Origin of the sequence: Mesorhizobium sp. CO1-1-7 (assembly GCF_020164885.1) — a bacterium.
GTDB lineage: Bacteria > Pseudomonadota > Alphaproteobacteria > Rhizobiales > Rhizobiaceae > Mesorhizobium > Mesorhizobium australicum.
In genome coordinates, this window is sequence record NZ_JAIUHA010000018.1 from 20,379 (window position 1) to 42,773 (window position 22,395).

Here is a 22,395-nt window from a genome sequence, read left to right on the forward strand (position 1 = left end):
GCGGGCGCATCCGCAACCAATTCGCAAGTCAAACGATCAATTCACAGCAAGACAATTCGCATCGGAGCACTGCCATGACGGGTAGCAAGGACTATGTGGTCGCCGACATCTCTCTTGCCGGCTGGGGCCGCAAGGAACTCGATATCGCCGAAACCGAAATGCCGGGCCTGATGGCCTGCCGCGAGGAATTCGGGGCCAAGAAGCCGCTCAAGGGCGCGCGCATCACCGGCTCGCTGCACATGACGATCCAGACGGCGGTGCTGATCGAGACGCTTAAGGTGCTCGGCGCCGACATCCGCTGGGCTTCCTGCAACATCTTCTCGACCCAGGACCACGCCGCCGCGGCCATCGCCGAGACCGGCATTCCGGTCTTCGCCGTCAAGGGCGAGAGCCTCGAACAGTACTGGGACTACACCGACAGGATCTTCCAGTGGGCCGATGGCGGCCTCTCCAACATGATCCTCGATGACGGCGGCGACGCCACCATGTACATCCTGATCGGCGCCCGTGCCGAAGCCGGCGAGGACGTGCTGTCCAACCCGCAGAGCGAGGAAGAGGAATATTTCTACGCCCAGGTCAAGAAGCGCCTGAAGGCTTCGCCGGGCTTCTTCACCAAGCAGAAGGAAGCGATCCGCGGCGTCACCGAAGAGACGACGACCGGCGTCAACCGGCTCTACCAGTTGCAGAAGAAGGGCCTGCTGCCCTTCCCGGCCATCAACGTCAACGATTCGGTCACCAAGTCGAAATTCGACAACAAATATGGCTGCAAGGAATCGCTGGTCGACGGTATCCGCCGCGGCACCGACACGATGATGGCCGGCAAGGTCGCGGTCGTCTGCGGTTATGGCGACGTCGGCAAGGGTTCGTCCGCCTCGCTCAAGGGCGCGGGCGCCCGCGTCAAGGTCACCGAGGTCGATCCGATCTGCGCGCTGCAGGCGGCGATGGACGGCTTTGAAGTGGTCACGCTGGAAGATGCGGCGCCGACCGCCGACATCGTCATCACCACCACCGGCAACAAGGATGTGGTTACCCTCGACCACATGCGCTCGATGAAGGACATGGTGATCGTCGGCAACATCGGCCATTTCGACAACGAGATCCAGGTTGCGTCGCTGCGCAATCTGAAGTGGACCAACGTCAAGCCGCAGGTCGACATGATCACCTTCCCGGACGGCAAGCGCATGATCCTCCTGTCGGAAGGCCGCCTGCTCAATCTCGGCAACGCCACCGGCCACCCGAGCTTCGTCATGTCGGCCTCCTTCACCAACCAGGTGCTGGCGCAGATCGAGTTGTTCACCAAGGGCGAGCAGTACCAGAACCAGGTCTATGTGCTGCCCAAGCATCTCGACGAGAAGGTCGCACGCCTGCATCTCGACAAGCTAGGCGCCCGCCTGACCGAGCTGTCGGGCGAGCAGGCCGCCTATATCGGCGTCACGCCGCAGGGGCCATTCAAGCCGGAACACTACCGCTATTAACCAAAGCCGAATTTGCTACAAGATATTGATGCCGGGCGATTGACTTTTCGCCCGGCATTATTTTTGCGCCGAATGATTCTTCACGCCGATTCCAGCAGGCGCTATTGTTGTGATTCGCGGGTCCAGGGGCGAGGACCGGCGCACGCGTCAGGGCGGTCTTGCATTCAGGCGGCGAAGAGGACCAAGACATGCCGGGGGAAAACCCGCTTCACGCGGGACAGGCCGTTTCCGGCGGCCATCAGGATTCGGAGACCACTGGCTCGCGGCGCCCTTCGTGGCGTGGCCGCGCGGGGTTGCTGCTTGCCGGCTCCACACTTGCCGGTCCGCTGCTTGGTGGGGTTGCATGCGCCCAGGGCGCCGAAGTGGCGGCCAGCCTTTCGGTCAGCACGATCGAGGTCATGCAGCTAGCCGTCTTTGCCGGAGTGATGGGAGCGGCATTCCTGTCGGCCATCGTTCTCATTCGCGAACGCGCGCGCACCTCGGCGGAAAATGTCGAGCTGAGAAGCCGCGTCGCCGATATCAGCGCGGCGTTGCGACGTTCGGAAGCGCTGCTCAATCTGCGCGACCAGCGTGTGGTGGTCTGGGCCTCGGAAAACAAGAAACCCGAGCTCATCGGCACATTGCCGACCGAAAGCGGAGCGCCGGAGGAACGGGCCGCATTCCTAGCCTTTGGGCGCTGGCTGATGCCGCGCTCGGCGGCGGCACTCGAACATGCCGTGACGGGTTTGCGGGAAAAAGGCAGGGCGTTCGACCTGGTGGTGGAATCGCAGGCCGGCGCTCCGTTGGAAGTGCATGGCCGAAAGAGCGCGGCCCATGTGCTGGTGCGGTTTGTCTCGCTGTCCGAGACACAGCGCAGCCAGGCCCGGCTCAAGATCGAAAACCAGCGGCTGGCCGCCGACCATGACACGATGACCGGCCTGCTCGAGGCGCTGAAGATGCCGGCATGGCTGCGTGACGAGCATGGCCGGCTGAAATGGGTCAACCGGGCCTATGCCGACGCGGTCGAAGCCGAGAACGCTGAAGCCGCCGTGCGTGACGCCCAGGAGTTCCTCGGCGGCCAGGCGCGCGAGGCCATCGCCGCCCAGCACAAATCGCATCCGGTGTTCGAGCAATCGCTTTCGACGGTGATCGAAGGCGACCGCCGCGTGTTTGCCGTGACCGACTTTGCCGGCGCCGACGGTTCGGCCGGCCTTGCCTGCGACACCAGCGCCATCGAGGCCATCCGCGGCGAATATGAGCGGACCGTGCGCAGCCATGCCGATACGCTCGACCAGCTCAACACGGCAGTCGCCATCTTCGACACGAACGAGAAGCTGCGCTTCTTCAACCAGGCTTTCCAGAAACTGTGGGGGCTCGACAGCGGCTTCCTGCACAGCGCGCCCGACAACGCCCTTTTGCTCGACCGGCTGCGCAGCGAGGGCAAGATCGCCGAACAGCCGGAATGGCGCCGCTGGAAGGAAGGCCTGCTCGGCGCTTATCGTGCGGTCGAATCGCAGGAACACTGGTGGCACCTGCCGGACGGCAAGACCATCCGCGTCGTCGCCAACCCGCAACCCAAGGGCGGCGTCACCTGGGTGTTCGAGAACCTGACCGAGAAGATGGATCTCGAAAGCCGCTACCGCACCGCGGTCCGGGTCCAGGGCGAAACGCTCGACAATCTGGCCGAAGGCGTGGCGGTGTTCGGTCCCGATGGCCGGCTGCGGCTGTCGAACCCGGCCTTTGCCACGCTGTGGGGGTTGGGCACGGAAGTCGCCAAGCCCAATGTGCACGTATCGACCATACGCGAGCTCTCAGATCGGCAGGCGGTCGAGAGCCCCTGGCCCGGCTTTGTCGCCGCCATCACCGGCTTCGACGACGAGCGCCGCGAGCGTCACGGCCAGACCGAGCTCAACAACGGCACCGTGCTGCGCTACGCGGTGATTCCGCTGCCCAACGGGCAAGTGATGATGACTTTCGTCGACGTCACGGACAGCGTCCATGTCGAACGCGCGCTCAAGGACAGGAACGAGGCGCTGGAGAAATCGGACCAGCTCAAGAACGACTTCGTCCAGCATGTGTCCTACGAACTGCGTTCGCCGCTGACCAACATCATCGGTTTCACCGAGCTGCTGTCGCTGCCGGCGACTGGCCCGCTGACGCAGAAGCAGCGTGAATATGTCGAACATGTCGGCTCGTCCTCCTCGGTGCTGCTGACCATCGTCAACGACATACTCGACCTGGCGACCGTCGATGCCGGCATCATGCAGCTCGACATTTCCGAGGTGCATGTGGACCGCACCATCGCGGCTGCCGCCGAGCTTGTCGCCGACCGGCTGGAGGAGCATTCGATCCGGCTCGCGGTCGATGCCGCCGCCGCGCCGAAGACGTTCCATGGCGACGAAACGCGCATCCGCCAGATCCTCTACAATCTGCTCAGCAACGCCGCCAACTACGCGCCGGAGGCCAGCACCATCCGGCTGGCCTGCCGTCAGTTGGCGGACGGGGTCGAGTTCTCGGTTCACGACGACGGGCCTGGCATGCCGCCCGATGTGCTCGATTCGGTGTTCCGCCGCTTCGAACCGCGCGCCAATGGGGGCCGCCGGCGCGGCGCCGGCCTCGGCCTGTCGATCGTCAAGAGCTTTGTCGAACTGCATGGCGGCGCCGTTCGCATCGAAACCGGCAAGGACAAGGGCACGACCGTCATCTGCACCTTTCCCGACATGCCGGGTATCCGCGCAGCGGCCGAGTAGCGCGCTCAATGACGGAACCGGTGCTGGAGCGTTTGCTCGCCGACGAGACCCAGACAGCCCGGCTGGGCGAGGATCTGGCGTTGGCGCTGCGCGTGGGCGACGTGCTGGCGCTCAAGGGCGATCTCGGCGCCGGCAAGTCGACGCTGGCAAGGGCACTGATCCGGGCGCTGGCCGACGATGCCGGTCTCGAAGTGCCGAGCCCGACCTTCACGCTGGTACAGAGCTACGATACCCGCGTGCCGGTTCACCATTTCGATCTCTACCGCCTGTCCTCGGCGGCCGAGCTCGACGAACTCGGCTTCGAGGAGGCGCTGGCGCAAGGTGCCGCCCTGATCGAATGGCCGGAACGGGCTGACGGCTATCTGCCCAAAGCGACGGTGCTGATCGAACTCGTCCAGCATGGCGAGGGCCGGCTGGCCCGACTGTCGGGGCAAGGGGTTACCTTCGACCGTGTCGCGCGCTCGCTGGCCATGCGCGGTTTTCTGGAGAGCGCCGGCTGGGGGCAAGCGCGGCGCCGGCATTTCATCGGCGATGCCTCGGCCCGCTCCTACGAGATCGTAACGCTTGTCGGCGAGGCGCCGCGCGTGCTGATGAACTCGCCGCGGCTGGTGCTCGGCCCGCCCGTGCGCGACGGCAAACCCTATGCCGTGATTGCCCATACGGCGCAGTCGGTGTCCGCCTTCGTCGCCATCGACCGTGCGCTGCTGGCCGCCGGGGTCGCGGTGCCCAGGATCGACGCGCAGGATCTCGACCAGGGTTTCCTGCTGCTCGAGCATCTGGGCTCGGAAGGTTTCCTCGACGGCAATGGCGAGCCGGTCGCCGAACGGTACGAGGCGGCGGCCGAACTGCTTGCCATGATGCACGGCAAGGCCTGGCCTCACCGCATGGAGGCGGCTCCCGGCGTCGTTCATGACGTGCCGCCCTTCGATCGCGACGCCATGCTGATCGAGGCCGACCTGCTGATCGACTGGTACGTGCCGGCGATATCGGGCGAGCCGGCAAGCGAGGCGCTGCGTTCCGGCTACCACAAGATATGGAATGCGCTTCTCGACCGGCTGCAAGGCAGCGAATACACGCTGATGCTGCGCGACTTCCACTCGCCTAACATCATCTGGCGCGGCGAGCGATCCGGCCTCGACCGGCTCGGCATCGTCGACGTCCAGGACGCGCTGATCGGGCCTTGCGCCTATGACGTCGCCTCGCTCGCCATGGACGCCCGCGTCACCATGGCGCCCGAGATCGAGAAGCGGACGCTCGACGCCTATGTCGCCGCGCGTCATGCAGCAGGCGGCTTCGACGAAGAAAGCTTCCTCGAAGCCTATGCAATCATGGCCGCGCAGCGCAATTCCAAGATTCTGGGTATTTTCGTGCGCCTCGAAAAACGTGACGGCAAACCCTATTATCTCAGGCACCTGCCGCGCATCCGCGATTATCTCAGGCGGGCGCTGTCGCATCCCACGCTCGCCGACCTGCGGGATTTCTATAGCGCGCACGGGCTGCTGGAGGAACGAGCGCTGTGACAATGAAACCGGACACCGCCATCGTCCTTGCCGCCGGGCTCGGCAAGCGCATGAGGCCGATCACCGACGCTATCCCCAAGCCGCTGGTCCGCATCGCCGGCAAGACGCTGCTCGACTGGGGCCTCGACAGCCTGGCGGCGGCCGGCGTCGGCAAGGCGGTGGTCAATGTCCATTACCTTCCCGAACAGATTGTCGCTCATGTGGCCGCGCGCCGCGCGCCGCGCGTCGTCATTTCCGATGAGAGCGACCGGCTGCTCGATTCCGCCGGCGGCATCGTCAAGGCGCTGCCGGAGCTCGGCCAGGAGCCGTTCTACATCCTCAACGCCGATACATTCTGGATCGACCACGGCCCGCTCAATCTCGGGCGGCTTGCCCTTGCATGGGACGCCGCGAAAATGGATATTCTGCTGATGCTGGCGGATCTCCATCAGGCGACAGGGCACTGTGGCAGCACCGATTTCCTGGTGGCGCCGGATGGCGCCCTGCGGCGTTCGAAAGGCGATCCCGCTGGCCTGATCTATGCCGGCGCGGCGATCATCCATCCGCGCCTGTTCAAAAACGCACCCGCCGAACCGCATTCGCTCAATGCCTATTTCGACAAGGCGATTGCCGCCGGCCGCCTGTTCGGCATGCCGATGCATGGCCACTGGATAACCGTCGGCACGCCCGATGCCATTCCGCTCGCCGAAGACGCAGTGGCCGGCGCACTCATCGGATCGCAATGAGCGGCTCAAGCCGCGTTTTCTCCATTCCCTCCGGAGCGCCGTTTCTGCCGACGCTGGCCGAGGCGCTGCTTGACGGCCGCCTTGTCTCCGGCTTTCGGTTCGACGGTGACCCCCTCGCTTTGGCCGATGTTACCATCTATGTGCCGACGCGCCGGGCCGCACGTGCCTTGCGCGGCGTCTTCGTCGACAGCCTGAAGGCGCGTGGCGGCGGCGGTTCGGCGATCCTGCCGGTGATCCGGCCGCTCGGCGAATTCGACGAGGATGAGGCCGCATTCGAGACCGATCCAACGGCGGCAATCGATCTCGCGCCCGCGATCCCCGCCACCGAGAGACTGTTGCTGCTGACGCCGCTGGTGCGGGCGTGGAAACGCCGGTTGCCCGCCCATGTCGCGGTCCTCTTCGCCGAGGAGATCGTCGTCCCGGCCTCCACCGCCGACGCGATCTGGCTGGCGCGCGATCTGGCCGGGCTGATGGACGAGATCGAGACGGAAGGCACCGATTGGGCCAAACTTGCCGGGCTCGTCAGTGGCAACCTTGCCGGATGGTGGCAGGTCACGCTCGAATTCCTCGGCATCGTCACCGATGCCTGGCCGAAATTCCTCGCAGAGAGCGACCGCTCCAACCCAGCCGCGCATCGCAGCGCCCTGATCCGTGCCGAGGCCGCGCGGCTGCGGCGCAATCCACCCGCCGGGCCGGTCATAGCCGCGGGGTCCACCGGCTCCATACCCGCCACGGCGGAACTGCTTGCGACCATCGCCGGCCTGTCCGGCGGTGCCATCGTGCTGCCCGGGCTGGACCAGATGCTCGACGAAGCCTCCTTCCAGGCGCTCGTCGCTCCCGGCGCGCGTCCAGCCGTGCTGGGCCATCCGCAATACGGCCTGGCAAAGCTGATCGGCAAGATCGGCGTGCTGCGCGGCGATGTCGAGGAGATCGGTGCGGCCGAGCCGAAGCTCGCGCGCCGCGCCGCCCTTGTCGGCGAGGCGCTGCGGCCGGCCGAGACCACGGAATTGTGGGCGGAAACACGAAACGGGTTTTCAGCGTCCGATATTGCCGGCGCCTTCGCCGACGTGACGCTGCTGGAGGCGGCAAGCGAGCGCGACGAAGCCGTCGCGATCGCCGTCGCGCTCAAGCAGGCAGTGGAAGAACCCGGCCAAAGGGCCGCTCTCGTGACCGGCGACCGCGCGCTGGCACGCCGCGTCTCGGTCGAGCTCAAGCGCTTCGGTGTCGTTGCCGACGATTCCGGCGGCACGCCGCTGTCCAACACGCCGGCGGCCAGCCTGCTCAGGCTGGCGCTCGAAGCGGTGTTCCGGCCGGGCGATCCGGTCGGCCTGCTGTCGCTGCTCAAGCATCCCCTGCTTGGCCTGGGTCTGGAACGGGTCAACGTGCGCCACGCGGCGGAATTGGTCGAACTGGTGGCGCTGCGCGGCGGCACCGGCCGCCCCGACATCGCTTCGCTGCCGGATGTTTTCGAGGCCCGCCTCACCGGGCTAGGCGACGGCAGCCGGCCGCCGTTCTGGTTTGCCCGCCTGACCGTGCGCTCCATTGAGGTTGCGCGGACCCTTCTCGCACGCCTGGCTGACGCGCTGGCGCCGCTTTCGGCCTTTCGCGGCCAGGCGGAGGCCGGCCTTGCCGAGCTGGTCGAAGCCAGCGTCGTTGCCCTGGAAAATCTCGGCCGTTCCGCCGACGGTGGTCTTGGCGAACTCTACGCCGGCGATGCCGGCGAAAAACTCGCCGAACTGCTGCGCGGGCTGGTCGCGGCTTCGGCGCGGCTGTCGTTCGCGGCAATCGAATGGCCCGATGTGATGGAGGCGCTGATCGCGCCCGAGACCGTCAAGCCAGCGCAAGGCACCGACAGGAACATCGCCATCTGGGGCGCCCTGGAGGCGCGGCTGCAGGATGTCGACACGCTGGTAATCGGCGGGCTCAACGAAGGAGTCTGGCCGCGCAAGCCGGAGAGCGACCGCTTCATGTCGCGGCTGATGAAGACCGGCATCGACCTAGAACCGCCGGAGCGGCGCATCGGGCTTGCCGCGCACGATTTCCAGATGGCCATGGGCGCGAGACATGTGGTGCTGGCCCGCTCGGCGCGTGCCGGCGACGCGCCCGCCGTGCCGTCGCGCTGGTTGCAGCGGCTGCTCACCTTCATTGGCAACGATCAGGCGGCGGCACTGCGCCGGCGCGGCGATGAACTGCTCGCCTGGGCGCGCGCGCTCGACACGGGGCCGAAGCGGGATTACGCGCCACGGCCGCAGCCGAAGCCACCGCTCTCGGTCCGCCCGACGCATTTCTCTGTCACCGAGATCGAGACGCTGCGCCGCGACCCCTACGCTGTCTATGCCCGGAGGATCCTTGGCCTGACGCCGCTCGATCCGCTCGTCCGCGATCCGGGTGCGGCGGAGCGCGGCACGCTGTTTCACGCCATCCTGCATCTCTTTTCGTCCGAGGTGGCCGACCCGCGCGGGCCGGACGCATTGGCCGGGCTCATCGCCGCCGGCCGCGCCTGTTTTGCCGAGGCGGCGCTTCCCGCCGATGTCGAGGCGGTGTGGTGGCCGCGGTTCGAAAAGCTCGCCGCCAACATCATCGAATGGGAGCGAACGCGCGCCGACGCGGTCATCCAGCGGCATGCCGAGGAGCGCGCCGGCAAGACTGTGGTCGGACAGTCCGGCGTAACGCTGTCCGGCTATGCCGACCGTGTCGACCTGCTGGCCGGCGGCATGGCGGACATTCTGGACTACAAGACGGGCTCATCGCCTTCCAAGGCACAGGCCCATACGCTATTGGCGCCGCAACTGGCGTTGGAAGGGGCGCTGCTCAGGCGTGGCGCATTCAAGGATTTGGGCACGCGCGAACCGTCGCAACTGGCCTTCATCAGGTTGAAGCCGAATGGCGAGGTGTTCGAGGAGTCCATACTCGAACACAACCGCCAACCACGCACCGCCGCCGATCTTGCCGAAGAGGCCTGGGCGCGACTGGAAAAACTGCTGATCCATTATGGCGACCCGGCGACCGGCTATCTGTCACGCGCGCTGCCGTTTCGCGAAGGCGAAACCGATGGCGATTACGACCACCTCGCTCGCGTGCTCGAATGGTCCGCCGGCGGCGACGCCGGGGATGAGGGAGGGGAGGCATGAAGAAAGCCTATCCGATCCCCAGCGATACGGCTTCGAGCCAGGCGCGGGCCGCCGATCCCGGCAATTCGGCCTGGGTGTCGGCCAATGCGGGATCGGGCAAGACGCACGTGCTGGCCCAGCGCGTCATCCGGCTGCTGCTCAACGGCACCGATCCCTCGAAGATATTGTGCCTGACCTATACGCGCGCCGCGGCCGCCAACATGTCGAACCGGGTTTTCTCCACGCTGTCGGAATGGACATCGCTGGGTGATCTGGAGCTGGCCGCCAGAATAGAGGCGCTGGAAGGGCGCCGGGCCGATCGCGACACCATGCGCCGTGCCCGCCGCCTGTTCGCCGAGGCGCTGGAGACGCCTGGCGGGTTGAAAATCCAGACCATTCACGCCTTCTGCGAATCCGTTCTGCATCAGTTCCCCCTGGAAGCCAACATCCCCGCCCATTTCGAAATGCTCGACAGCCAGATGGAGGCCTCGCTTTTTGCCGCTGCGCGCCGCGAGATGATCTCCGCCGCCGGCGACAGGACTTTGGCGGAGGCCTTCGCCACTATCCTGGAACGCGGCGGTGAAGCCGGTCTCGACGCCTTGCTTGGCGAGATCGTGCGCAAGCGTGACGGGTTGCGCCATTTCCTCGATGCTGTGGGGCGTGACGGCTTCCAGCCGCTGTTCGATGAATTCCATTTCCAGCCCGGCCAGACCGCCGAAGGCATAGCGGCATCTGTATGGCCGCTGCCTGGCTTCCTGCCGGACTATTTTTCCGGCTTTGCCCAGGCAGCCGAAGCCACCGACGCCAGGTCGGTGTTGAACAACATCCTGCCCTATGCGCGCCTGGCCTTCGCCGAGAGCGACCCTCTCCGCCGGCTGCAGTTGCTTGCAAGAGCCTTCCTCAAGACCGACGGCGATCCTTATGATCCGGCAAAGGCGTTCAAAAAGGCGCTCACCGACCGGCTGCCTGATCTTGCCGAGCGCTATCTGTCGGCCGCCAGCGCCATCATGGAGACTGTCGACCGGCTGGCGCTATTCCGGATGCTGGAGGGCACCCGCGCGGCCCTGACCATCGCCGACTGGCTGATCGCACGATACGAAGTGCTGAAGCGCGGCCGCGGCTTTCTCGATTTCAACGACCTGATCACCCGCACGGTGAACCTTTTGGCGCGGCCCGATGCCGGCCCATGGGTGCAATACAAGCTCGACCAGGGCATAGATCACATCCTGCTCGACGAGGCGCAGGACACCAGCCCGGATCAATGGGAGGTGGTGAAGCGGCTGGCGGAAGAATTCTTTGCCGGCTTCGGCGCCCGCGAGCGGGTCCACCGCACGGTCTTTGCCGTCGGCGACGAGAAGCAGTCGATCTACTCCTTCCAGGGTGCGGCACCCGACTCCTTCGCCGACAGCCGGTTGTTGTTCGCCGGGCGTGTGCGCGATGCCGAAGCGTCCTTCGCCGACCTCAAGCTGACCTGGTCGTTCCGCTCCACGGACGATGTGCTGGCCGCCGTCGACCGGGTCTTTGCCGATCCCATCGTGCGGCGCGGCATCAGCCACGATCCCGATCCGCTGAACCACAAGGCGATCCGCACCGATGCGCCAGGCTATGTCGAGGTCTGGCCGTCGATCGGTGCCGAGGCCGTCGACGAGCCCGACGACTGGGCGCAAGCGATCGACCATGCCCATGCGCCGGCGGTGCGCGTCGCCGAGAATGTCGCGGCCACCATTGCCGGCTGGATCGGCAAGGGCGAAATCATCGAGGGGCGTGGCAAGCGGCTGCGGCCGGGCGACGTGCTGGTGCTGGTGCGCAAGCGCGACAGCTTCGTCCACGCGCTGACCCGCGCGCTCAAGCGCCGCGACATCCCGGTTGCCGGCGCTGACCGGCTGAGCCTGTCGGGCCATATTGCCGTCAAGGACCTGATCGCGCTCGGCCACCTTTTGATCCAGCCGCAGGACGACTTGTCGCTCGCCGCTCTGCTGCGCAGTCCGGTCTTCGACCTGCCGGAAGAGACACTGTTCACGCTCGCCGCGCAACGGCCGTCCGGCGTGTCGCTGGCGGCATCGCTACGCCAGCATGCCGGCGGAAGCGAAACGCTCGCGGCGGTGGTCGCGCAACTCGACGGCTGGGCTGACGAGGCCGCCTTCAAGCCGGTGTTCGAATTCTATGCCGCCCTGCTGGCGCGCGATGGCGTACGCCGCAAGATGATCGCGCGGCTCGGGCCGGAAGCCGGCGATATTCTCGATGAGTTCCTGAGCTTCTGCCTTGCCGAAGAACGGACTGGCCTGCCCGGGCTGGAAGCCTTCCTGTCGACACTGGAAAACGCCGGCCCCGAGATCAAGCGCGAGATGGACCAGACCCGTGACGAGGTCCGGGTCATGACCGTGCACGCGGCCAAGGGCCTTGAGGCGCCCGTGGTGTTCCTGGTCGACGGCGGTTCCGCCCCGTTCAGCGACCAGCATTTGCCGCGCCTGATGCCTTTCGACGGCTCTGGCCGACATTGGGATGGCAGGGGCTATCTCTGGCGTTCGGCCAGCGACGTCGCCAACGGCTTCTCGAAGACGGCCGCCGCTCGCGCCCGCGAACTCGCCGACGACGAGTACCGCCGGCTGCTCTATGTCGGCATGACGCGCGCCGAGGACCGGCTTATCGTCTGCGGCTATCACGGCAAGCGGGCGCCGAACGCCGGCACCTGGCATTCGATCGTCAGCCGCGCGCTGAGCGGCGCGCCCGAAAGCGAACAGCATCCGCATCCTGCCGGCGGGGAGCCTGTCTACCGTTTCCACATCACCAAACTGCCGCCGGTTGCGCCAAGTCCGGGCGAACAGGCACGGCAGGCCGATGCTTTCGGACCCTTGCCGACGACCCTGTTCAGGCCCTTGCCGCCTTTCGAGGACCTGCCGCGTCCCCTGTCGCCGTCGGGCGCCTCGGCGCTGATCGAGGAAGGCAAGGAAGCGGTGGTCGACAAGGCGTCGCCGGTGCTGGACGCCGCTGCCGAGCCGGGTTTTGCCGTGCTGCGCGGGCTCGCCCTGCACAAACTGCTGCAGATGCTGCCCGGCATCGCCGAGGACGCACGGGTGGACGCTGCGAAGCGTTATCTCTCCCGAACGGGTGCGGCGTGGCCTGAGGCCGAGCGTGAAAAGGCCCTGGCATCGGTCATCGCCATCCTTGCCGACCCCGGCCTCGGTCAGCTGTTCGCGCCCTCCTCGCGCGCCGAGGTCGCGATCATGGGCAGCCTGGAGGTCAAGGGCAAGATCCGCTCCATTTCGGGCAAGATCGATCGGCTGGCGGTGACCCCGAACGCGGTCTCGATCGTCGACTACAAGACCAACCGGCCCGCACCCGCCTCCCTGGCGGAAGTCCCGCCGGCCTATCTGCTTCAGCTCGCGCTCTATCGCGCCCTGCTGCAGCCGCTTTATCCCGGACGGGAGGTCAAGGCAGTCCTGCTGTTCACCGAAGCGCCAAGGCTGATCGAACTGCCGTCCCGGGCCTTGGACGACGCCCTTGCCCGACTCACGGGAGCGTGACACAAGAACTGCTTGAAGAAGGGCGCGACAACCACCACATTTGGTGGGACGAAAAATTTCGAAAGGATTTCAGCATGACCACCGTCAAGGTCGACAAGAACAATTTCCAGGCTGACGTGCTTAATGCCCAGGTGCCGGTTGTGGTTGATTTCTGGGCGGAATGGTGTGGCCCTTGCAAGATGATCGCACCGGCGCTTGAAGACATCGCCACCGAGCTCGGCGCCAAGGTCAAGATCGCCAAGCTGAATATCGACGAGAATCCCGAGCTTGCCGCCCAGTTTGGCGTGCGTTCGATCCCGACGCTGATGATCTTCAAGGGCGGCGAAGTGGCCGACATCAAGGTTGGCGCCGCGCCCAAGACCGCACTGTCGCACTGGGTCAACGGCAATCTCGCCTGATCCCATCTGAATTCCAAGCATTGAGCCCGGCCATCGCGCCGGGCTTTTTGTTGGCGTCATCGGTGCGCCGCTCTGGCCCTCACATCGGGCCACTCCATGTCCTCTGTTGACAGCAGAAGCAGGGAGAGAGAAATGACCGGATCCGCCAAGGCCACCGTCTTCATCGACAACGAACGCGTCATCGTCACCGAATACCGCTTTCAACCGGGCGACAACACCGGCTGGCATCGCCACGGCCACGACTATGTCGTGGTGCCACTGATGGACGGCAAGCTGAAGCTGGTGACCAAGGACGGCGAAACCTTCGCCGAGATGAAGAAAGGCGCGCCGTATTTCCGCAAGGAGGGAGTGGAACACGACGTCGTCAACGCCAATGAGGGCGAGTACGCTTTTATCGAGATCGAGCTGAAGTAAGCGGCAACCCTGACGTTGAGCGAAGCCCCCTTAACTTCGTCATACCAGGGCGAAGCAGGAGCGAAGCTCCGTCGCGAAGACCTTGGTATCCATGCCGTGACGGCCTTCGACGAATGCAGCGGAAGGAAATTCCGCACCGCTGCTTCGCTTCGCTCCTCGCTACGCCCCGGGATAACGAGGCAATGGACGGCCTCAGGTTGGGGGCGTGCCGTTCTCGGCCAGAACCGCGCCGGCCAGGTAAAGCGACCCGCCGATCAGGATGCGCGGCGTGGGGCCGTCCCAGGTGTCGCGCAGCAGCATCAGGGCGCTGGCGACGGAGCTTACCGGCTCGGCCGTCAGCCCGGCTTCCGTGGCACGGATCGCCAGTTCGTCATTCGGCACACCGGCATCGCTCATGCTCACCGGCACGGTGTAGACATGCCGGACGAGGCCCTTGAAGGCGCGGAAATAGCCGGCCTGGTCCTTGGTGTTGATCATGCCCGAAATGAGGAAGAGCGGACGCGGGTTCTTTTCTTCCTGCTCGGCCAGCGCTTCGGCGACGACGACGCCGGCGCCAGGATTATGGCCGCCGTCGAGCCAGATATCGGCGCCCCTAGGCGCCAGTTCCGCCAGCCGGCCCTGCGCCAGCTTCTGCATGCGGCCCGGCCAGGCGACGTTGGTCATTGCCTTCTCGGCGGCGCGGTGGCTGATCTCGAAGCCGGCCGCCTTGACCGCGGCGATCGCGGCGGCCGCATTGGCGAACTGGTGGCGACCGGGCAGCCGCGGCGGCGGCAAATCCATCAACCCATCATCGTCCTGGTAGACCATGCGGCCATTTTCCTCGAAGGCGAGAAAATCCTGCCCGTAGACTAGGGTCGGGCATTCCAGCCGCTCGGCGGCGTCGATCAGCACCTGCAGCGCCGTCTCGCTTTCCTGCGCGCCGATGACCACCGGGCAGCCACGCTTCATGATCCCGGCCTTTTCGGCGGCGATCAGTTCGACGCGATCGCCGAGATAGGCCTCATGGTCCATCGACACCGGCATGATCACCGACACGGCGGGCCGCGCGATGACATTGGTGGCATCGAACCGGCCGCCAAGACCGACCTCGATGATCGCGACATCGGCCGGATGTTCCGAAAACAGGATGAAGGTGACGGCGGTGAGAATTTCGAAGACGGTGATCTTCTGGCCTGCATTGGCCTTGGCAACGCGGGCAATGGCCTCCGCGAAGATGTCGTCGTCGACCAGCCTCCCGCCGCCTTCGGCGGCCAGCCTGTAGCGCTCGTGCCAGCTGACAAGATGCGGCGAGGTGTGGACATGGACGAGCCGGCCGGAGGCTTCCAGCAGCGCCCGCGAGAAGGCGGCGCAGGAACCCTTGCCGTTGGTGCCAGCGATGTGGATGACCGGCGGCAGCAGGTCCTGCGGACTGCCCAACCGTTCCAACAGCCGCGTGATGCGGTCGAGCGAAAGGTCGAAACCCTTCGGGTGAAGCGCCATCAGGGCTTCGATTTCGCGGTCCGCGGCAAGCGTCGTCATGGCAAATCCCGTGCATGGCCTGGAGCCAGAATCGCTCCCGCAAAGACCACGGCTATCAAAAGGCTACAGCGTGCAACGGATGCCGCGCAATCGCTGTTCGCGGCGGCCAATGTCGCGTCAGGCCAGTCTCACGTCAGGCCAGTCTCGCGTTAGGTCGGTGTAGCGTCAAGCTTGCGGCCGGACGTCGGCGGCAACCACGGCCGGCGGCAGGATTTCCGGTTCCAGAGGCTTTTGCTCTTCCGGCATCTTGAGCAGCATCTTCAACAGGCGGGCGATGGTCTCCCGCAGCTCCAGCCGCGACACCACCATGTCGACCATGCCATGCTCCATCAGATATTCGGAGCGCTGGAAGCCGTCCGGCAACTTCTCGCGGATGGTCTGTTCGATGACACGCGGCCCGGCAAAACCGATCAGCGCGCCGGGCTCGGCGATGTGCACGTCGCCCAGCATGGCATAGGAGGCGGTGACGCCGCCGGTGGTCGGGTTGGTCAGCACGACGATGTAGGGCAGGCCGGCTTCCTTCAGCCTATCGACACCAACCGTGGTGCGCGGCAATTGCATGAGGGACAAAATACCTTCCTGCATGCGCGCGCCGCCGGAGGCGGCGAACAGGATCAACGGCCGCTTGCGCTGCAAGGCGACCTCGAAGCCATGCACGATGGCATCACCCGCAGCCATGCCGAGCGAACCGCCCATGAAAGCGAAATCCTGCACCGTCACCACCACCGGCAAGCCCTCGACGGTCCCCAGCGCATTGATGATGGCGTCTTCCAGGCCGGTCTTGGCCTTGGCGTCCTTCAGCCGGTCGACATAGCGTTTCTCGTCGCGGAACTTCAGCGGATCCTGCATGACCTTGGGATTGTCCAGGGTCTCGTACTTGCCGTCATCGAAGAAGAATTTCAGCCGCTCCTTGGCCGAGATCTTCATGTGATGGCCGGAAGACGGGATGACGAACTGGTTGGATTCCAGGTCCTTGTGGAACACCATCTCGCCAGTCTCGGGATCCTTGATCCAGAGATTCTCGGGCATGTCGGTGCGCCGGCCGAGCATCGAATTGATCTTCGGGCGAACGTAATTGGTGATCCAGTTCATCGCTTCGGCTCCTGTCCTGACGAAGAGTTGGGTAAAGACGTAGGGAAACTATTCGGCGGCAGCAAGGCGGGCCGAACGCACGCCTTGCGCAAGGCCGCTGACCAGCGTGGCGACTGCCTCCGCCGGATCGGCGGTCTTTTCACCGTTCGGCCCCAGCACGTTCGCGACCGCGTTGACGATCGCCGTGCCGACGACCACGCCGTCGGCGTTGGCCCCGATCACGCGCGCCTGTTCGGCGGTCTTGACGCCGAACCCGACGCAGACCGGCAGGTTGGTGTGACCCTTGATGCGCTGGACCGCTGTGGCGACCTTGCCGGTGTCGGCAAGCGCCGAGCCGGTGATGCCGGTCATGGACACGTAGTAGACGAAGCCGGATGTGTTCTGCAGCACCTTGGGCAGGCGCTTGTCGTCGGTGGTCGGCGTCGCCAGCCGGATGAAATTGATGCCAGCCTTCAGCGCCGGGATGCAGAGTTCCTCATCCATCTCCGGCGGCAGGTCGACGACGATCAGCCCGTCGATGCCGCTGGCGATCGCGTCCTTCAGGAAACGGTCGACGCCGTAGATGTAGATCGGATTGTAGTAGCCCATCAGCACGATCGGCGTTTCATCGTCGCCGGCGCGGAAGTCCGACGCCATCTTCAGCGTCTTGACCAGCGTCTGGCCGCCTTTGAGCGCCCTGAGGCCCGCCGCCTGGATCGCCGGGCCGTCGGCCATCGGGTCGGAAAACGGCATGCCGAGCTCGATGACGTCGGAGCCGGCGCCGGGCAGCGCCTTCATGATCGACAGCGAGGTTGCATAGTCGGGGTCGCCACCCATGAAATAGGTGACGAGGGCCGGGCGGCCTTCGGCCTTCAGCTTCGTCATGCGGCGGTCGATGCGGGTTGTCATGTCAGGCCCTTTGGACGAATTTTGCTCATAATCAACTCCCAGGTCGAACGGTCCAAAGGGCCTAGATCTCCATGCCCAGCATCGAGGCCACCGTGTGCACGTCCTTGTCGCCACGGCCGGACAGGTTGACAATGACGATCTGGTCCTTGTCCATGGCGGGCACGATCTTGACCGCATGGGCGATGGCGTGCGCGGATTCCAGCGCCGGGATGATGCCTTCGACGCGGGTCGTCAGCTTGAAGGCCTCGAGCGCCTCGTCGTCAAGGATCGGCACATAGTCGACACGCCCGGAGTCGCGCAGCCAGGAATGCTCCGGGCCGACGCCGGGATAATCGAGGCCGGCCGAAATCGAATGGCCGTCCATGATCTGGCCGTCGGCATTCTGCAGGAGATAGGTGCGGTTGCCGTGCAGCACGCCGGGGGAGCCGGCATTCATCGAGGCGCAATGCTCGATGCCGTCGAGGCCGCGCCCGCCGGCTTCGATGCCGATGATCCGAACTTCCTTGTCATCGAGGAAGGGATGGAACATGCCGATGGCATTGGACCCGCCGCCGACGGCGGCGATGATGGTGTCGGGCAGCCGCCCCTCCTGTTCGAGGATCTGCGCGCGCGCCTCGGTTCCGATCACCGACTGGAAATCGCGCACCACTTCCGGATAGGGGTGCGGGCCAGCCGCGGTGCCGATCAAATAATAGGTGTCCTCGACATTGGTCACCCAATCACGAAGGGCTTCGTTCATGGCGTCCTTCAGCGTGCCGTGGCCGGCGGTGACGGGCCGCACTTCGGCGCCGAGCAGCTTCATGCGGAAGACGTTGGGGCTCTGCCGGGCAACGTCGGTCGCGCCCATATAGACGACGCAGGGAAAACCGAAGCGGGCCGCGACGGTCGCGGACGCCACGCCATGCTGGCCAGCACCGGTCTCCGCGATGATGCGCTTCTTGCCCATCCGCTTGGCCAACAGGATCTGGCCCAGACAGTTGTTGATCTTGTGCGAACCGGTATGGTTCAAATCCTCGCGCTTGAAATAGACTTTCGCGCCGCCCCCGAGGCCCTTCGCCGAGGAAACCTCACGAAGATGCCTGGTCAGGCCCTCGGCGAAGTAGAGCTTCGACGGCCGTCCGGCATAATGGGTCGAAAGACCGGTCAGTTCGGCCCTGAATTCCGGATCGTTCTTGACCTCGTTCCAGTTTTTTTCCAAGTCGAGGATCAGCGGCATCAGCGTTTCGGCAACGAAACGACCGCCGAAAATGCCGAACATGCCCTGTTCGTCGGGTCCGGTGCGGAAGGAATTGGGTGTCGCCGGCTTGTTCATCGCCGATCTCCTAGATCTGTACTTTGAGCATGTCCTGTCGGAAAACCGGTTCCCACTTTTCCGGGACATGCTCAGGGTTCGAAATTTTGTTCAGGCAGCGCGGTCGTCCCGCGCGGCCCTGACGGCCCGGAAAAACTGTTCGATCAGCGCCGGATCCTTGACGCCCGGGGCGCTTTCCACGCCTGACGAAATGTCGATCGCGGGCGGATTGGCAAGCCTAAGGGCATCGCCGATGTTGGCGGCGTTGAGCCCACCGGAAAGCATGTAATCGATCCCGGCGTCAAGGCCGGCGAGAATGCGCCAGTCGAAGGCGACGCCATTGCCGCCCGGCAGCTCCGAGCCCTTTGGCGGCTTGGCGTCGAACAGGAACCGGTCGGCGATGCCGACAAACGGCTTTATCCGTTCGAGATCGGCGGCCTCGCTGAGCGGCAACGCCTTCATCACCGGCAGCCCATGGCGGGCTTTCAGTTCAGCCACTCGCTCGGGGGTTTCGGAGCCGTGCAGTTGCAGCATGTCGGGCTGCAGCTTTTCGACGATTTCGTCGAAGAAGGCGTCTCTGGCATCGACGGTGACGGCAATCGCCAAGGCCTTGCCACGAGCCGCTTCGCGCAGACGGCCGGCTTCGGCCGGCTCAACATAACGCGGGCTTTTTGGAAAGAAAATGAACCCGACATGGCTGGCGCCGCCGGCCAGGGCCGCGGCCATTGCCTGGTCGGTCTTCAAGCCGCAGATCTTGATGTCGAGCGCCATGGCGCGGGAATTGGCACGAAAAGCGCCAAGAGTCGAGAAAAAGCATGCTGTTTGCCGGCAGGGCCAAAGGCGCTACCTATGGATTGGACAGCATGCAAGGCGGGAGCACAGCCATGGCCGACCAGACCGTTGCCGAACTGAAGCAGAAGATCGCGCAGGCGCGCGAGGTCATAGCGCACCTCATGGACAGGGCCGCCTTCAATGGCGCCGAGGCGCATCGAGCGCTGGATTATTTCGGCGGCGAAGCTTTCGACCGGAACTTTCTACCCTGGCCGCACCATGGCGACGAAGGGTTGCGGCCGGATGAGCTCAATGCGGCGAATGATGATTGAGGCGCCCTACTCGAACACAATCGCCTGCAGGGCGCCGCCATTGCGCTTCAGCCAATCCTTGCAGCGATCGGTGTCGGGGCAGAGCTTTTCGCACAATTTCCAGAATTTCGGCCCGTGGTTCATCTCCTTGAGATGCGCCACCTCATGCGCGACGAGGTAGTTTATGACAGGCTGCGGCGCCATCATGATGCGCCAGGAAAAGGACAGATTGCCTTCCGAAGTGCAGGAGCCCCAGCGGCTGGAGGTGTCCTTGTAGCGGATCGCCTTGGCGCGTTTGCCGAGCGCCTCCGTATGCTTGACGACCAGCTTTTCGATTTCCTTCTTGGCCTCGCGCTTCAAAAAATCGGCGATGCGACGCGGCAGATGGATGCGGTCGCCATGCACGATCAGCAGCGGGCCACGGTCGTCGCGCGATATGGTGACAGTGCCGCGCTTTGACGGCTCATGCACGATACGGTGGGCCACGCCGCGCACCGGAATCTTTATGCCCGGACGCACCTGCGGCCGCGTCGGCACCTTGGCCAGCCGCTGTTCCAGCCAGCCCTGGTGGCGGTCGAGGAACCTGTCCACTTCACCGCGGCGCAGGCCCGGCGGCACGGTTATGCGCAGGCCCTGTCCGCCGGAATCGATGCGCAGCGTCAGACGCTTTGCCCTGGCGCTCTCGACGATCTTGAGCGGCAGCGTGCGGCCGGCGACGCAATATTCCCGCTCCACCACAGGCGTGGGTTTGGGCTTCGTCAGATTGCGGAAGAACCCGATGGTCATGGCGGGACGATACGCGATTCGAGGAGAACGAATAGAACAAAAAAGAAACGGCGCCGCTCGCGCGACGCCGTCATCATACCTTGGCCCTGTCGCCGGGCTTCAGTCGTCGAGCAGGTTCGAGCCTTTGCCACGCTTGGTGGGGGTCGTTCCGGTGCTCGGATCGGTCTTGGCCGGCGCGGTCGACTTGTTGCGGTTGGCCATGAACCGGTCGAACTCGTCCTGATCCTTGGCGCGGCGCAATTCGCGGGCATACTCGTCGAACTGCGTCAGCATCTCGTCGAGCTTGCGGCGCTCTTCGTTCAGACGCTCAAGCTCCTTTTCGCGCCAGTCGTCGAAAGCGACGTTGCCGGTGCGGGCGGAGCCGTTGCCCCAGCGCGCGGCCTTGTCGGAGCCACGGCGGCAGCCGGCGAAGATGCCGTCGGTCGCGCGGTTGACGTCACGCTTGAAGCCCTCGAGCCGGTCGCCCCAGATGATGTAGGCGAGCATGGCGAAGCCGAGCGGCCAGAACACCATGAAACCGATCACCATCAACGCGATGGTCGCCGGCGTCCAGGCCGGGCGGATCAATGCAGATGTGTTCATTTTCTCCCATTCCTTCGGTTGGAGACAGCCAGAACCGGCTGCGTGGAATCGAAATGGGAAGGCGAAAACGGCGATTCAAGACAATGTCCGCCAAAACCGAACAAGGGCCTGAAATGATTATCGCTTTTTGAGCATATCGAGGAAAAGCACGACCAACCCGGCGATCAGGCCCCAGAATGCGGCGCCGACACCGAACAGCGTCAGCCCGGAGGCGGTCACGACGAAGGTGACGGTTGCGGCCATGCGCTCGCTCTCGTCCTTCAGCGCGATCGCCAGCGCGTTGGCGAGCGACCCCATCAGCGCAAGTCCCGCCACCAGCACGATCAGGGTCTGCGGCAGGACGGCGAAGATCGCCACCAGCGAAGCGCCGAAAATTGCGAAGACGAGATAGGCAAGCGCGTAGAACGGCCCGGTCTTCCAGCGCTCGGCGGGATCGGGATGGACGTCAGGGCCGGTGCAGATGGCCGCCGAGATCGCGGCCAGATTGGTGGTTCCGGCACCGAATGGTGCCGACAGGAGCGAAAACAGGCCGGTGACGCCGATCAGCGGGCCAGGTTCAGGGTGGTAGCCGGCCGCCCGCAGTACCGCCAGCCCCGACAGGTTCTGCGAAGCCATGGTGACGAGGTAGAGCGGCAGCGCCAGGCCGATGATCGCCTTGGCGGTGAAATGGGGAGCGATAAACGTCAGTGTCGACAGTTCGGGCGCGGGCAGGCCGCCGACACGGCCCGTAAGGAAGGCGGCAAGGCCACCGCCAACCAGCACCGCCAGCACCGACAGCGCCGGATTGAACAGCCGGATGACGAAGAATGCCGCGATCAGCGGCAGGATGAGCCAAGGGTCCGCCGGAATGGCCTTCATGGCATTGATGGCGAAGGTGACGACGATGCCGGCCAGCATGCCGGAGGCGACCGAAGCCGGTATTCTCGATATCAGCCGGGTCAGCGGCCCAAACAGGCCGGTAGCGACCAGCAGCACGCCCGTGACGATATAGGCGCCGACGGCCTCGCCCATCGAGAAGCCGCTCGAGGCGGCGACCAGTGCAAGGCCTGGCGTCGACCAGGCGGTGATGACAGGCATTTTCGTGCGCCATGACAGCCACAGGCACTCGACGGTCATGGCCAGGCAGATCGCCGTCACACCGCTTGCCGTCTCGACCTGCGTCGCGCCGACCGCCTTGGCGGCGGCAATGACGATGGCCAGCGTGCCGCCGAAACCGACGATGGCCGCGACGAAGGCGGAGATCGGGATGGACAGGCGCATC

17 protein-coding genes are annotated in these 22,395 nt (G+C 65.2%); 9 read left to right on the plus strand and 8 right to left on the minus strand.

Annotated elements, in window-relative coordinates:
• Positions 1 to 74: 74 nt before the first annotated feature.
• From ahcY to LB516_RS28500, 8 genes are all read left to right on the plus strand, one after another.
• Entirely contained in the window at positions 75 to 1,475 is a 1,401-nt protein-coding gene (ahcY, locus tag LB516_RS28465) for an adenosylhomocysteinase (RefSeq protein ID WP_140719127.1), read from the plus strand.
• Positions 1,476 to 1,663: 188 nt separating this feature from the next.
• On the plus strand, positions 1,664 to 4,204 hold the full coding sequence (locus LB516_RS28470) for a PAS domain-containing sensor histidine kinase (protein WP_224720802.1): 2,541 nt from the start codon (positions 1,664 to 1,666) through the stop codon (positions 4,202 to 4,204).
• A gap of 8 nt (positions 4,205 to 4,212) precedes the next feature.
• Positions 4,213 to 5,724 (plus strand): tRNA (adenosine(37)-N6)-threonylcarbamoyltransferase complex ATPase subunit type 1 TsaE, encoded by a 1,512-nt coding sequence (gene tsaE, locus LB516_RS28475; protein ID WP_224720803.1) that lies wholly within the window; start codon positions 4,213 to 4,215, stop codon positions 5,722 to 5,724.
• A gap of 2 nt (positions 5,725 to 5,726) precedes the next feature.
• Entirely contained in the window at positions 5,727 to 6,449 is a 723-nt protein-coding gene (locus LB516_RS28480; RefSeq protein WP_181174466.1) for a nucleotidyltransferase family protein, read from the plus strand.
• Positions 6,446 to 9,580, plus strand: a complete 3,135-nt coding sequence (addB, locus tag LB516_RS28485) for a double-strand break repair protein AddB (protein WP_224720804.1) — start codon at positions 6,446 to 6,448, stop codon at positions 9,578 to 9,580. Before LB516_RS28480 ends, addB begins: the two co-directional genes overlap by 4 nt.
• Positions 9,577 to 13,083, plus strand: a complete 3,507-nt coding sequence (gene addA, locus LB516_RS28490) for a double-strand break repair helicase AddA (protein WP_224720805.1) — start codon at positions 9,577 to 9,579, stop codon at positions 13,081 to 13,083. The genes addB and addA overlap by 4 nt, the downstream gene beginning before the upstream one ends.
• Positions 13,084 to 13,157: 74 nt before the next feature.
• Positions 13,158 to 13,481 carry a thioredoxin gene (trxA, locus tag LB516_RS28495; protein ID WP_015314366.1) on the plus strand — a complete coding sequence of 108 codons (324 nt, stop codon included), beginning with the start codon at positions 13,158 to 13,160 and terminating at the stop codon, positions 13,479 to 13,481.
• Between the two features lie 132 nt (positions 13,482 to 13,613).
• On the plus strand, positions 13,614 to 13,895 hold the full coding sequence (locus tag LB516_RS28500; protein ID WP_224720806.1) for a cupin domain-containing protein: 282 nt from the start codon (positions 13,614 to 13,616) through the stop codon (positions 13,893 to 13,895).
• Positions 13,896 to 14,087: 192 nt separating this feature from the next.
• On the opposite strand, the gene LB516_RS28505 is transcribed toward LB516_RS28500, so the two are convergent.
• The 5 genes from LB516_RS28505 to LB516_RS28525 form a co-directional block, all read right to left on the minus strand.
• Entirely contained in the window at positions 14,088 to 15,413 is a 1,326-nt protein-coding gene (locus LB516_RS28505) for a bifunctional folylpolyglutamate synthase/dihydrofolate synthase (RefSeq protein WP_224720807.1), read from the minus strand.
• A gap of 165 nt (positions 15,414 to 15,578) precedes the next feature.
• Positions 15,579 to 16,505, minus strand: coding sequence for an acetyl-CoA carboxylase, carboxyltransferase subunit beta (gene accD / locus LB516_RS28510; protein WP_224598044.1), 927 nt, complete (start codon positions 16,503 to 16,505; stop codon positions 15,579 to 15,581).
• A 48-nt stretch (positions 16,506 to 16,553) separates the two neighbouring features.
• A complete protein-coding gene (gene trpA / locus LB516_RS28515) occupies positions 16,554 to 17,393 on the minus strand; it encodes a tryptophan synthase subunit alpha (RefSeq protein WP_140660114.1) in 840 nt (279 codons plus the stop codon).
• A gap of 61 nt (positions 17,394 to 17,454) precedes the next feature.
• Complete coding sequence (gene trpB, locus LB516_RS28520; RefSeq protein WP_224720808.1) at positions 17,455 to 18,705, minus strand: tryptophan synthase subunit beta; 1,251 nt, start codon at positions 18,703 to 18,705, stop codon at positions 17,455 to 17,457.
• 90 nt (positions 18,706 to 18,795) lie between these two features.
• On the minus strand, positions 18,796 to 19,455 hold the full coding sequence (locus tag LB516_RS28525) for a phosphoribosylanthranilate isomerase (RefSeq protein ID WP_224720809.1): 660 nt from the start codon (positions 19,453 to 19,455) through the stop codon (positions 18,796 to 18,798).
• A 113-nt stretch (positions 19,456 to 19,568) separates the two neighbouring features.
• Here LB516_RS28525 and LB516_RS28530 point away from each other — a divergent pair, with 113 nt between their 5' ends.
• Positions 19,569 to 19,787, plus strand: coding sequence for a hypothetical protein (locus LB516_RS28530; RefSeq protein WP_041163587.1), 219 nt, complete (start codon positions 19,569 to 19,571; stop codon positions 19,785 to 19,787).
• A gap of 6 nt (positions 19,788 to 19,793) precedes the next feature.
• Here LB516_RS28530 and LB516_RS28535 read toward each other — a convergent pair whose 3' ends face one another.
• The 3 genes from LB516_RS28535 to LB516_RS28545 all read right to left on the minus strand — a co-directional run bounded on the left by LB516_RS28535 (position 19,794) and on the right by LB516_RS28545 (position 22,394).
• Positions 19,794 to 20,552 (minus strand): M48 family metallopeptidase, encoded by a 759-nt coding sequence (locus LB516_RS28535; protein WP_140660116.1) that lies wholly within the window; start codon positions 20,550 to 20,552, stop codon positions 19,794 to 19,796.
• A gap of 99 nt (positions 20,553 to 20,651) precedes the next feature.
• Positions 20,652 to 21,134, minus strand: a complete 483-nt coding sequence (locus LB516_RS28540) for a DUF2852 domain-containing protein (protein ID WP_127873324.1) — start codon at positions 21,132 to 21,134, stop codon at positions 20,652 to 20,654.
• Positions 21,135 to 21,251: 117 nt separating this feature from the next.
• Positions 21,252 to 22,394: a benzoate/H(+) symporter BenE family transporter gene (locus LB516_RS28545; RefSeq protein WP_140876183.1), complete on the minus strand. Its 1,143-nt coding sequence runs from the start codon at positions 22,392 to 22,394 to the stop codon at positions 21,252 to 21,254.
• Position 22,395: the final 1 nt, after the last annotated feature.

Coding starts and splice junctions, on each gene's coding strand:
- ahcY (WP_140719127.1), top strand. CDS start 75: ATGACGGGTAGCAAGGACTATGTGGTCGCCGACATCTCTCTTGCCGGC.
- LB516_RS28470 (WP_224720802.1), top strand. CDS start 1,664: ATGCCGGGGGAAAACCCGCTTCACGCGGGACAGGCCGTTTCCGGCGGC.
- tsaE (WP_224720803.1), top strand. CDS start 4,213: ATGACGGAACCGGTGCTGGAGCGTTTGCTCGCCGACGAGACCCAGACA.
- LB516_RS28480 (WP_181174466.1), top strand. CDS start 5,727: ATGAAACCGGACACCGCCATCGTCCTTGCCGCCGGGCTCGGCAAGCGC.
- addB (WP_224720804.1), top strand. CDS start 6,446: ATGAGCGGCTCAAGCCGCGTTTTCTCCATTCCCTCCGGAGCGCCGTTT.
- addA (WP_224720805.1), top strand. CDS start 9,577: ATGAAGAAAGCCTATCCGATCCCCAGCGATACGGCTTCGAGCCAGGCG.
- trxA (WP_015314366.1), top strand. CDS start 13,158: ATGACCACCGTCAAGGTCGACAAGAACAATTTCCAGGCTGACGTGCTT.
- LB516_RS28500 (WP_224720806.1), top strand. CDS start 13,614: ATGACCGGATCCGCCAAGGCCACCGTCTTCATCGACAACGAACGCGTC.
- LB516_RS28505 (WP_224720807.1), bottom strand. CDS start 15,413: ATGACGACGCTTGCCGCGGACCGCGAAATCGAAGCCCTGATGGCGCTT.
- accD (WP_224598044.1), bottom strand. CDS start 16,505: ATGAACTGGATCACCAATTACGTTCGCCCGAAGATCAATTCGATGCTC.
- trpA (WP_140660114.1), bottom strand. CDS start 17,393: ATGACAACCCGCATCGACCGCCGCATGACGAAGCTGAAGGCCGAAGGC.
- trpB (WP_224720808.1), bottom strand. CDS start 18,705: ATGAACAAGCCGGCGACACCCAATTCCTTCCGCACCGGACCCGACGAA.
- LB516_RS28525 (WP_224720809.1), bottom strand. CDS start 19,455: ATGGCGCTCGACATCAAGATCTGCGGCTTGAAGACCGACCAGGCAATG.
- LB516_RS28530 (WP_041163587.1), top strand. CDS start 19,569: ATGGCCGACCAGACCGTTGCCGAACTGAAGCAGAAGATCGCGCAGGCG.
- LB516_RS28535 (WP_140660116.1), bottom strand. CDS start 20,552: ATGACCATCGGGTTCTTCCGCAATCTGACGAAGCCCAAACCCACGCCT.
- LB516_RS28540 (WP_127873324.1), bottom strand. CDS start 21,134: ATGAACACATCTGCATTGATCCGCCCGGCCTGGACGCCGGCGACCATC.
- LB516_RS28545 (WP_140876183.1), bottom strand. CDS start 22,394: ATGCGCCTGTCCATCCCGATCTCCGCCTTCGTCGCGGCCATCGTCGGT.